The organism is Paenibacillus sabuli (genome assembly GCF_014705605.1).
Classification (GTDB): Bacteria; Bacillota; Bacilli; order Paenibacillales; family Paenibacillaceae; genus Paenibacillus_D; species Paenibacillus_D sabuli.
The window spans coordinates 25,184-37,051 of sequence record NZ_JACXIZ010000024.1; the positions used below are offsets into that span (position 1 = coordinate 25,184).

Sequence of the window (11,868 nt, forward strand, 5' to 3'; positions counted from 1 at the left end):
CGATTCAATTGGCGGACCGGCACATCTCGCAGTATGCGGCGACCAGTGTGAATGCGCTGCAGCTGCTCTCGGACGTCCTGTCGGATACGTCCTGGAGTCCGGGGAGCATCGACGGCGTCTTCAACGTGCGCTATCGCAGCTTTGAGCATTCCGGATCGGTAGCGGACGCCATCGGCGGGATTGCGGAGACATTCGGCGCGCTGCCGATATACGACACGCTGCACAAGCAGGTGCATCTGTACGACCCCGAGACCTACGGGCAGAACAAGGGGCTCTACGTATCGCGGGACAAGCTGCTCAAAAATGTCGTCCATGAATCCAGCGCGCAGGAGCAGTACACGCGCCTGCGCGTGCGGGGCAAGGACGGTCTGGGCATCTCGGGCGTGAGCAGCACCGGCTCGCCATACCTGGAGAATTATGCGTATGGCTACGCGGCGATGAGCGACAATCTCGTTCAAGCGCTGCAAGCTTATGAAGCGTTCAAGCAGGCAAAGGAGAACGAATTCGCTGAACTGCTGGAGGAGCTGGGCGAGCAGCGTGCGGCGCTGACTGTCGCAAGAGGCGAATGGTCCGATCTGAAAAGCGAGCTGGATCTCATCCTGGACACGCTCGACGGGCACAACTCGAGAAACGAGGAGACGCAGGCTGAGCAAGCGCGGCAGCAAAAGCAAGCCAAGGAGCAGGCGCTTGCGACGAAAAGCGATGCGCTGGCGCAAATGGAGGCGGCGATCGCGGCTGTGCAAGGCGAGATCGCGGATTTGCACGAGCTGCTGGCGATCGAGAACCATCTGAGCGCGAACGAGCTGCTGGAGCTGGACGAATTTATTTACGAAACGGAATACGCGAACGATTATATTTCCGATCCGGTGGAGCTGCGGGAGGCCGCGCAGGCTTTTTTTGAGACGCTGCTCGTCCCGAAGCTCGTCGTGTCCATCGAGCTGGTCAACCTGCTGGAGCTGGTAGAGATGCAGGAGCACCCGGACGTGCACAAGATCGTGCTTGGCGACCGCATTACTATTGCATATGAGGAATCGGGCATCGAAGTGACCGCTCGCATGGTGGAGATCCGGACGGATTACGAGCAGGGCACGATCAGCCTGACCATCAGCAATATCGAGCAAGCCCCGACGGACGGCGAGCAGTGGTTGAAGCAGCTGAATACGTCGATAGGCAGCGCCCGCACCTTCGCGATGCGCAAGTATGCCTACGACAATACGGTCGAGCGGACCGACGAGGTGTCGCAGCTGCTGGCGAATACGTGGTCTGCGATTGACCGGGAGATAGAGGGCGGGCTCAACAACAGCATCTCGATCAGTCGACGCGGCATCATCACGACGGACACCGAGGACCCGAAGCGCATGACCATTGTGCAAAATTCGGTCATCGGCCTGTCCAAAAACGGCGGAGAGAACTGGCAAACCGCGCTCACCCCCGACGGCGTCGTCGGGCAGTCGATCTATGGTCAGATCATTGCGGGCAATGACCTGACCATTACGAACCAGGGCAGCACGTTCCGCGTCAGCGAAAACGGCGTGGAAATCGCCGGGGCCGCGCTGACGATCGGCGGAGGGCTGCCCGAGAGCGAGCTGAACGTCGGCGTCGCGGGCAAGCTGAACAATGCTGTGCAGAAAGGGCAGCTCTACAACGGGGTGCAGATCGATACGGCGAATGGGCTGGTGATTACGAGGAATGACAATCGATTCAGAGCAATCTTAAATGCTACTGAAGGCTTGCGCTTACAAGCCAGATCTGGCTCGGTCTGGCTCGATCGAATCAGTGCGGACGAGAATGGTAATTTGAAGATGACCGGTGAAATCAATGCTACGTCTGGTTCTTTTAGCGGAAACATAACGGCAAGCGGCACCATTACCGGCGGCACCTTTAATGGTGTCGAGTTTAAAAACGGTTCGATTGTGGGCAGTTCCATTAATGTTGGCAACGGCGCGTTTACGGTTAGTACTGGTGGCAATGTTGTCATTAAAAACGGAAGTATTCGTTGGAGTACGATTGATGATGCGCCCGTCAGTCAATGGCAGAATCCGAGCTATATCAAGAGTACGTATATTGATAGCACCACGATTCAGGCCCCTTCAATCTCTGGCGGGTATATTACAGGTGGAACGATTGTAGGTGGTAGTTTGGTAGGCAATCATATTAAAACAACTGGACAGTCTAGTCGAGTGGAATTATCTCAGCAGGGTTTTGAATCCTATTACTATAGCATAAAGCGAATTTCAATTGAGGGGGACCAAGATGTTTTAGGAAGTTATCAAACGCTTTGCTTTTATGGACAAGACGAATCTTTGACCGGAACTGTAAATGCAGGTGGAAATCAGTTGAACAGAAGCTTTAATCTATCTAGTACTGATAAAATTAGCATTTCAGGATTAGGAATTTATCTTTACGCATCAATGGTCAATTTTAATAGCGTCGACTCTATAAGTGGTTTAAAAATTTCACATATCGGCGCTTTGCAGGAAAAGCTAACCAACATTGAAAATGATATTAATGATTTACAAGAAAGCTTGATTGATTTGGAATCAACAGTTTCTTCTAAAGCCTCAATCAATCACTATCATGAAGTAACAACAAAAGATCACAATCATGGAAATTCGAATAATGCTACGAGTGGAGGAAGGACATACGAAACAACTACTCCCATGGAGTAATACACTTTTCACATCTCGTTTTTAGTAATATAATATTTCTAAAAGTTGAGGTGTGGTTTTATTGAAGCAATTTATCTTAGGACTTGTGCTTGGTGCAATTTTGTTTACAGCATTCTCTGTCTCGGCAGAAGAAATCAAGTCGCTTGTGGGAAAGAAAATTCAAGGAGAAGTTCGTGTAGAATTTCAAAACCAATATCTTATGAATGATGGTATCGTAATTAATGGTGTGTCTTACCTCCCGATACGAGAATTGTCTGAAATACTGAACTTCTCTATTACTTATCGAAACAAAACTGTAACGATAAACAAAGCCGAGGGTGATGTTATGGAAGAACCAGGATTTAATTCCGCAAGTTCCGATATGGTCGATTTAGTAATTGATTCAAAGCGAAGAGAACTTAATGCATTAAAAAGCGAGCTTCAGTCCAAAGAATATCTTATTCAGCAGAGTATTAAAGATAGTGATTTGATACTGCAAATGCACGAAGGTCCGATTGAAATCCAGCATTTTAAAGACACCCAAAGATATTTTGAAGAGATGGCGGAAATTGAGCAACTTGAAACTGAAATTGCGACACTTGAACAGGAAATAAAAGATTTAGAAGAACAAAAAGAAGAATTTTAGATGGTACATTCGACTTAGAATGGATATGGAAATTAATAATTTAATCAACAGAACGTTAAAAAAAAGGGTGCACCTACTTGCATCCTTTTTTTGGTTGAAAACAAGCTCAACGCCATCGATTAACCACGAAAGGAGTTCATACGATGATCTATCCTCAAGACCCTTTGATTTACGAGCGCCGCAGCGGGCAGGCGGGCGACGAATTCGTCGAAGTCATCGAATCGCACAAGGTCATTCACGCACGAATGCTGCTTGCCGAGCTGCCGGATCGAGGCCGGCGTGTCCGGATCGACGGGCTCAACGAAATCGAACATGCCGATGACGGAATCGGGCCGAACGAGTATGTCGTCAACTACTTGGTCGGCCTGATTCATGTCCACCCGTCTCGGGAGGGCGCTATTCTGCCGTGCCGTTACTATGGCACCGGCATCGCGTACATGCCGGCCTCCCGGATCTGGACCAAGCGCAGCAACGGCGAGGTCGTCGAGACGCTGCAGCATATCCTGGATCAGGGCGAGGAGGCGCTGGAGGCGCTGCTCCGGCTGAACGACACGATCGCAGCGGCCGAAGCCGCGACCGCGTCGGCCCATGAAGCCGCGGATGACGCCAACGCCGCGGCTGCGACCGCCAATGCGACGAACGAGGCCGTCCAGCAAGCCGAGCAAGTGCGAGCCGCCAAGGAGACGCAGCGCCAGAGCGCCGAGACGCAGCGCCAGGCCGAGGAGTCGCAGCGACAAGCGGCGGAAGCGGACCGCATCGACACGGAATCCGCACGGCAAAGCGCGGAGCTGGCTCGCGAGACGGCAGAATCGGCGCGCGCATCCGGCGAGACGCAGCGAATCGGCCAAGAGTCGGAGCGGCTCGACGCGGAAGCGCAGCGTGAATCGCAGGAAAGCGAGCGCCAATCGGCAGAAACGTTGCGCGCCGCAGCCGAAGCGGAGCGGGAGCTGGCCGAGCTGTTGCGCGATGCGCAAGAGGCCGCGCGGGTGACTGAGGAAGCGGAGCGCGCCCAGGAGGAAGCGGCTCGCGATGCGGCGGAAGGCGCCAGAGCGAGTGCGGAGGTTCAGCGCAGCCATGCGGAAGGCACCCGCGTCTCGGCCGAATCGGACCGGGCCGCAGCGGAGCAGCTACGAAGCGACGCGGAGGCTGCGAGAGCGCAGGCGGAGCTGACGCGTGAGGCGCAAGAGCAGGTGCGCCAGAGCGACACGGCAGACGCGCTCGCCGCTGCCGAGGCGTTGCGGGATAGCTGGCGGTACCTGGAGGACTACGACCACGAGACCGCGTATGCCGTCAACAATACAGTGGCTTACAATGGCTCGACGTACATTTGCATACAAGACAGCACCGGACACGCGCCAACCGATACGCAGTATTGGCGGCTGCTGGCACGCAAAGGCAGCGACGGGCTCGGCACGGTCACGACGTTGACCTCGGCGAACGGGGATGTCCTGATCGATGCGGCCGATCCGGCGCAGCCGGACTTGTCCGTGAATGCCGGCGCGGGCGCCAATCGGCTCGTACGACGAGACGGCGAGGGACGCATCCCCGACCTGCTCGATGTGTATGCGCAATTGCACCGCAACCGCAGGTATGCCGCGATGACGGACGTCCTCGCAGACCTCACGCTGCGAGCGGGGGATGTCGTCCAGACGGAAGGCTATGATGCACCCGGAGATGGCGGCGCGGCGCTTTACGCAGTGGAAGAGGAAGCCCGGGAGTGGTCGATTCCGCACACCGCAGGTCTTTACTTGAACTGCCGCGAGACGGCGAGCATCAACTACCGCATGTTCGGCGCGCCGCTTAATGGCGCTGACGACGATCTGCCGGCTATGGCGCTCGCGCACGCCTACGGCAACGCGAACCGCGTGCTGCTCAGGCAATCGTTCGGCACGATCTACAAGACCTCGCAGACCGGTGTGACCGTGCGCTACGATGTGGATCTCAACGGAGCAGAGGTCCGCATTACTAATGACAACTTCTGGGCGTGGTACGATATCGCCAACGACGATAGCATTGTCTACACCTATGTGCATGACGTCGACCGTTCGTACCTCAAGAAGGACACCTCCTACTTCCCGATGACCGACAATTCGCTGCCTCGCAACGTCGTGCTGAAGCTGGTCGACGGCAATACGTGGACGACCCGCTATGACGCGGGCGACGTGTACGAGCAATTCCGGGAAGAATTGATGGTGCATCATCAGGAGGGGCTGTGCACAGGACCGCTGATTCACGGCTACGAGGGCCCGGATACGAATCTGACCAACTTTGACTACACGAGAATGAACAAGCATCGGCTGACGTTCCGCGGCTGCCGGATCCGGGTCGAGACGACGCCGAATATTACGATGGGCTTCATCAAGTGCCGCCGGCACAACACGCACCTGACCGGCTTCACGATCGATCCGCTCAACAATTCGCTTGCCAACGTCTCGTTCAAAGGCTCGATCATCACCGCATACGATTGCTACGATCTGGAAGTATCCAAGATCAACGGCAGCAATATCGCGGGCAAACCGATCAACGGGACGAGCTCGTCGGGCTATGTCGTGCGCTTCGTCACCTGCCTGCGCGTCACGATGCGGGATTGCAACCTGAACGGCTACTGGGGGGCAACGGCGGCGACCGGCATCAAGGAATGGACCGTGGACAATTGTGTCATGAACCGGATCGACGTGCACGATTATTTCCGCGATCTGACGATCTCCAATTCGACCCTGTACGACTGGGGCGTCAATGTCGGCTACGGCGTCGGCGCGCTGACGATCCGCGATACGAATTTTGTGTTCTACGAGGAGCCGGATATAGGCGGGCGCACGATCGTCAGTCTGAATCATAGCTACGGCCTCCTGTTCGCCGGCTCGATCGCGATTGATCGCGTCACGGTGATCAAGGCCGACTTCGATGTGTCTGTGGTGCGCTGCTCGTACGTGCTTGGCGAGAATACCCCGCGGCCCGAGCTGCGGCTGCCCGATCTGAGCGTACACAACCTCGTCGTCCAGGACAATGCGCCTTCCTCCTCCAAGCTGGCCGTGTGGCGGTTCACGGGACAGACGATCAGCTCCACGACCGGGACGAAGATCAGGCTGCCGGATTACGTGGATCTGGAGCGCATTCGATACGTCCGTCAGGACGGAACCGGCGGCAGCGTTCATCTTTTGGCGAACCAGACAGACGGGCTCATGTACAGTGACCAGGTGGTAGCGGCCATTAGCGGCCATCTTGTCGACTTTGCTGACGATCCGCTTATGGCCAGTGTTCAGACGGGCGGTGAAGATCACAATCCGCTCAGCTCCGGGACGTTTGTGTTTCGCTATCACGCGGTGTGGACGGACAAGAGCAGGGCGGCGGTGTGGGACAAGATCGAGACGGCGGTCGAAGGGGCCAAGGCTGACGGCGTTAACAAAATCGCGCTGTACGGCAGCGGCGGGCAGCTCGATCCGAACACAACTACAGCGCCGTATATTCTGACCCAGCATGCCAACGCCCCGGGAGGCGGCGGCAGCTTTTATCATATTCGGACCTACTTCTACCACTCCGAGACCGGGAATCGCTCCCAGAGCGCGCAATCGTACAGCGGGAGCAACCGGATGTTCATCCGCTATTGCAATGCTGAGACGTGGTCGGACTGGACCGAGCTGCTCAGTCAGCAAGGCGGCACCTTGACCGGACCACTCGAGGTGCAGAGCGGGGGCAACGCATTGACCTTGAAATCGGCGTCGGGCTCCGACCATGTCTATATGAACTTCTACGCGCGCGACGCCGCGCCGCAGACGCGGTCCGGTTATATCGGGTATTCGAACACCGGCGGTGAGCATCTGCATATTCGCAATCAGATCGCCGGCGGCGATGTGCGCATCGATACGAGCAGCGGGAAGGTGTATGCGAACGGTCAGGAATTGTGGCATGCCGGCAATGACGGACAAGGCAGCGGGCTGGATGCCGATACCGTGCGCGGCAGCGCGCCTTCGACGTCGGCTAGCGGGAACACGATTGTGCAGCGGACAAGCGCGGGGAATGTGTATGTCCAGGATGTATACGCCGATGACGTGATATCCGATGGAGACATAAGAGTCAAAGGCGGTGATGTATATGTGCAAGACAACGGAAGCGGCGGGAAAGTATGGTTCCAGTCAAGCGATGGAAGTGCAAACGAAGGGATCTTGTATTACAGTCCTGACACTGACGAAATGCGCTTGCGGCTCTACAATGCCTCAAATAGTACCCAATCCCAGCTCACCTTAAAATCAGATCGCGTGGAGGCCAGCCGCGATCTGTATGTCGGATCCAGCAAGGTGCTGCATGCCGGCAACACGCCTCAAACGCGAATCAGCAGCGGCGCCTTCCAATATTATGACGGGGGGTGGAAAAACGTGGGAGGCATCAAACATGTGCAACGGGGAACGGCGTCCATCGCCTATTATATGACGTTAAATGTGTCAATCTCCACCGTAAACAAAGACAAAGCCTTTGTGAATCTGGTCAATTACGGCGGCGGACGAACCGAAGCGGAAATCTATGCAGAATTGACTTCGTCCACCAATCTTCAAATTGTCAACCAGGTAAACGCAGGCAGCGGATATCTGGTCGCCTGGGAAGTCGTAGAATTCTACTGATCGAAAGGAGAAGCCAAATGTATACGTATGCACAGCTAGACGAAGCCCATGTCGTCGTCGCGGTGTCGCGGCTGTCCGGCGAAGTCACGGCAGCCCATATGGTGTTGCTGGCTGAGGGAGACGATGTGCAGCCGCGAGATATTCGCAATCCGGACGGCACATGGACCCGGCCGGAGCCGCCGGTGGTGCCGCCGATCCCTTCTACCGCGGAGAGACTTGAGCAGCTGGAGCAGGAAAATCTTAGCCTGATGGAGGCGATGGCGGAGCTGTACGAGCTGCTGCTCGCCAATGAAGGAGGCGGGGCGGCATGACCGCTATGGTGCTTATCTATGTGAAGCTGATTCAAGCGGGACGGCGAACGCTGACGTCGGTGCCGCCCGCCTTGCAGGCCGATGTGGAGCAGCTGCTGCAGGCGGAGCAGGAACAGGAGTGAATGAAAAAGGCGGCCGGCTCGGAAACTTGACTCGATGCACAATACGAAAAGCCGGGCCTTGTGCCTGGCTTTTTACTTTTACGAAGCGAGGAGAACGAGACATGTGGACAGGATGGATGTGGCGGTCAAGGCCGCAATGGGGCTCATAACAGCGATGGTGTCGCTGTTCACCGGCTTGTTCGGGATGATGTTCACGGTGCTGCTCGGCTTGATGGCGATTGATCTGCTGACCGGTGTGCTGGCCGGCGCGTATACCGAGGGCCTCAGCAGCAGCCGCGGCTACAGAGGACTATTCAAAAAGCTGTATACGATGCTGCTGATCGGCTCGGTGTTCCTGATCGAACTGGCGGTGCTGCAAAGTCACGGCATCATTACCGATGGCATCTCGGGCGCGTTCTGCCTGATGGAATTCGTCTCGATCCTCGAGAACGGCGGGCGCCTCGGCGTCCCGCTGCCTGAGCAACTGAAAAAGCTGGTGGCGCTGCTCAAAAACAAGGTGGAAGAAAAGGTGGAGGAAAAGCTGAAAATGGAAGAGAAAACAAGGTCGGAAGAAACAACATGGACAGAAGAAAAATGACGAACAGAAAAGAATCCGGAGAAAAAAAGGGGGAGCTGCAATGAGCTACTGTATAGCCATCGACGACGGCCACGGCATGGCTACGGCGGGGAAGCGAACCCCCGTCCTGCCAGCCGGGATGACTGGCGAGACGGGCGGCTTCATGCACGAGAATGAATTCAACCGTCGTGTTGCGGCACTGCTGAAGGAGCAGCTGGAGGCAGCGGGCTTGCGGACGATGCTGGTGGCGCCGACGGATGCGGACACGCCGCTCGCCGCGCGCACAGCGGCGGCCAATCGGGCGAGGGCGGACCTGTATGTGTCGATCCATGCGAATGCGATCGGCAGCGACGCCTGGAATCATACGCGCGGCATCGAGACCTACCATCATCCGTCCAGCGCGGAGGGGCGGCGGGCGGCTACCTGCATGCACCGCGCGCTCGTCAGTCGGACGCGTCAGACGGATCGCGGCGTGAAGACGGCCAATTTTTACGTGCTGCGCTACACGGCCATGCCGGCCGTGCTGGTGGAGTGCGGCTTCATGACGAATGTGAATGATGCGGAATTGCTGCTCAGCGAGACGTATCGCCGGACCTGCGCGGAGGCGCTAGCCGCTGGCATCCGCAGCTATTTCGGGGTCGCGGCGGATACCGACGATGAGGACCAGCCGGCTGCCGCCGAGCCAGCGGCGGACCACGAGCAAGCGAGGGGAGGCGATGAGGTGCAGGAGATCACGATCGATCTGATTGATACGCGACTAGGCGCCAAGCGAGCGATCAAGGGGCTGCTGAAGGACGATACGGCGTATGTCGAGCTGCGCACGCTGGCGGCGTACCTCGGCGCGGGGGTCGGCTGGGACAACGCCGCCAAGCGGGCGACCGTCGTCAAATCGTAACTGCGTCCGGCGTGCACCAACGTGCTTCGCCCGGTCCTTGCGCATCAAAAAACCTTTCAGCAGGCGCTGAAAGGTTTATCAAGAAGAGAGCGTCAGATTTGTAATTCCCCGAGCTTGATCAGCTCGACGACTGCTTGCGAACGGCCTTTGACGTTGAGTTTCTGCATCACGTTGGAGATGTGGTTCCGGACGGTTTTTTCGCTGATGAACAGCTGCTGCGCGATATCTCTGGTCGTTTTATCCTGCACGAGCAGTTCAAAGACCTCGCGTTCCCGATGCGTCAACAAAAACTTGCTATTATGCTCGCTACCCTTCAAAGTGTGTCACCCCTCCTTGCTCGGGTTTTTATGGTTGTCAACAAGGTTAAGGGATACAGTCAACTTATAGTATGAGGAGGCGGGACATAAGGTGCGATACGCTGGAAATTTGGGCACTGGCAAGGCGAAGCAAGCCGCGCTGCCAGACAGGGAGAGCCCCGCCCCGTTTTGTCCAACGTATACCGTGGCACGAAACGGACTCGGCATCCAAAGGAAGTGTTCTTTGGTTTGTTCCACGTGAGCTAACGGTTGTGAGCGAGGCTAATGAAGCGAATATTGAGCCATTTTAATTCTAATGGTTGTGAGCGTGCTTATTTAGCCCATTTACCCCACTTACCGTTATTTTGATCGTTTTTGGTAAAATAAGCGCTGTGGCAACCGTTAAGATGAGAACGCCGTACTTTTAGGCCGATTAGCCGCTGTCACAACCGTTAAATTCTAAAGTAGCTCGCAAAGTCGCAGTCTTGAAAGCAAGCTTGAACTAGAGCCAGCCTACGATACAAACGTAGGACAAGGGGCTCTATTTCGCGGAACGAAGCTAATTCGGCATTCAAAAAGCGCCTCGCCGTTTCGCCTTGAACTAGAGCCGGTCCTATGATTTGCCTCATAGTAGAAAATGCAGGGCGACGACGGCCACGGACGCTTGGAACAGCACGTCCAGCCAGTCGCGATTCGATTGATTGCCGAGGCGGATCAATGCAACCACCGAGCGGATGACGATCACGACGAGCGCAATCTGAACGAGCACATACGGCATGCGGCTTCCTCCTTCAAAAAACGGGGCTCCCACATCGTATGTGAGCGCCGCCCAGAAGGTGTAAATCTAGGACCGGCTGCGCTTGCGATAATCGCGCGGCGAGTCGCCGGTCATGCGCTTGAACAGGCGGTTGAAGTGGGGCATGTCCTGGTAGCCGACGGCTGCGGCGATCTCGCCGATGCTGCGATGCGTCTGCACGAGCAGGCGGCAAGCCTCGTCGATGCGCACAGTCTGGACGTATTGGCGCAGCGTCATGCCGGTCTGGCGCGTGAACAAGCGGTGGAATTGCCGCGCGCCGACCCCGAGCCGGGCAGCCAGATCGGAGAGGCGCACCGGCTCCCTGGCATGCGCATGCAGATGATGCAGCACCTCGGCCATGCCGGCCTCGACCGCGGCCGAAGCCGGCTGCGCATCCGCTTGGTCCTGCGCGTCCTCGCGCAGCAGATACAGGAGCAGCAGCATGACTGTGCTGTACAAGGCCGCAGTTCGGCCCGGGCGGCGCGCCATGTATTCATAGTGCAGCTGCTGGAACAGGCTGTGGAACTCGCCGTGGCGGTCCCGGTACTGGCGATGGGCCGTGCTCTGCGCCAGCCCGCGCAGCGCATCGCCGCCGGGAAAGGCCGCGAGAAAATGGTCCAGCGCGTCGACGCCGATCACACAATTGTAGACGACCAGCGGCACGGAGGCAGTCGCGGACGACGGTCGAAACACATGCGTCACCCCGCGCGGCAGCAGGAAAATATCGCCGCGCGCGACGGCGATGCCGGTCTCTCCGACGTAGTGGTAACCCTTGCCTTCCCCTACATAGCAGATCTCCAAAAATTCATGCGCATGCTGCCTCAGATCGAACGATTCGATGGCCCGGTTCACATAGATGGGCAGCTCCTCCGACATGAAGTCCCGGCTGCGATACAGATGCACATGCGGACGCATCGTCACACGCCGCACCTCCCTCCAAATGAATAAGTCTACTATACCATGCATAAATGTCAGAATCGCC

10 protein-coding genes are annotated in these 11,868 nt (G+C 56.7%); 7 read left to right on the forward strand and 3 right to left on the reverse strand.

Translation table 11 applies throughout. From position 1 onward, the window contains the following. Positions 1–47: 47 nt before the first annotated feature. The 7 genes from IDH44_RS14675 (at position 48) to IDH44_RS14700 (ending at position 9,794) form a co-directional block, all read left to right on the forward strand. Positions 48–2,669 carry a phage tail protein gene (locus IDH44_RS14675; protein WP_223869692.1) on the forward strand — a complete coding sequence of 874 codons (2,622 nt, stop codon included), beginning with the start codon at positions 48–50 and terminating at the stop codon, positions 2,667–2,669. A 61-nt stretch (positions 2,670–2,730) separates the two neighbouring features. Continuing rightward, positions 2,731–3,294, forward strand: coding sequence for a hypothetical protein (locus IDH44_RS14680; RefSeq protein ID WP_190918884.1), 564 nt, complete (start codon positions 2,731–2,733; stop codon positions 3,292–3,294). 143 nt (positions 3,295–3,437) lie between these two features. After that, positions 3,438–7,910, forward strand: coding sequence for a hypothetical protein (locus IDH44_RS14685; RefSeq protein ID WP_190918886.1), 4,473 nt, complete (start codon positions 3,438–3,440; stop codon positions 7,908–7,910). Positions 7,911–7,927: 17 nt separating this feature from the next. Further along, the gene (locus IDH44_RS14690; RefSeq protein ID WP_190918888.1) at positions 7,928–8,221 is read left to right on the forward strand and encodes a hypothetical protein; all 294 of its coding nucleotides are present in this window, start codon (positions 7,928–7,930) and stop codon (positions 8,219–8,221) included. Further along, positions 8,218–8,343 (forward strand): CD1375 family protein, encoded by a 126-nt coding sequence (locus tag IDH44_RS26975; RefSeq protein ID WP_263364390.1) that lies wholly within the window; start codon positions 8,218–8,220, stop codon positions 8,341–8,343. The genes IDH44_RS14690 and IDH44_RS26975 overlap by 4 nt, the downstream gene beginning before the upstream one ends. 112 nt (positions 8,344–8,455) lie before the next feature. Beyond that, positions 8,456–8,920, forward strand: a complete 465-nt coding sequence (locus IDH44_RS14695) for a phage holin family protein (RefSeq protein ID WP_223869697.1) — start codon at positions 8,456–8,458, stop codon at positions 8,918–8,920. A gap of 40 nt (positions 8,921–8,960) precedes the next feature. Then, positions 8,961–9,794, forward strand: a complete 834-nt coding sequence (locus tag IDH44_RS14700) for an N-acetylmuramoyl-L-alanine amidase (protein ID WP_190918892.1) — start codon at positions 8,961–8,963, stop codon at positions 9,792–9,794. 92 nt (positions 9,795–9,886) lie between these two features. Here IDH44_RS14700 and IDH44_RS14705 read toward each other — a convergent pair whose 3' ends face one another. The 3 genes from IDH44_RS14705 to IDH44_RS14715 all read right to left on the reverse strand — a co-directional run bounded on the left by IDH44_RS14705 (position 9,887) and on the right by IDH44_RS14715 (position 11,801). Next, on the reverse strand, positions 9,887–10,111 hold the full coding sequence (locus IDH44_RS14705; protein WP_190918893.1) for a helix-turn-helix domain-containing protein: 225 nt from the start codon (positions 10,109–10,111) through the stop codon (positions 9,887–9,889). Between the two features lie 604 nt (positions 10,112–10,715). Next, positions 10,716–10,868, reverse strand: a complete 153-nt coding sequence (locus IDH44_RS14710; protein ID WP_190918895.1) for a hypothetical protein — start codon at positions 10,866–10,868, stop codon at positions 10,716–10,718. A 66-nt stretch (positions 10,869–10,934) separates the two neighbouring features. Continuing rightward, on the reverse strand, positions 10,935–11,801 hold the full coding sequence (locus IDH44_RS14715; RefSeq protein ID WP_223869698.1) for an AraC family transcriptional regulator: 867 nt from the start codon (positions 11,799–11,801) through the stop codon (positions 10,935–10,937). Between the last annotated feature and the right edge of the window lie 67 nt (positions 11,802–11,868).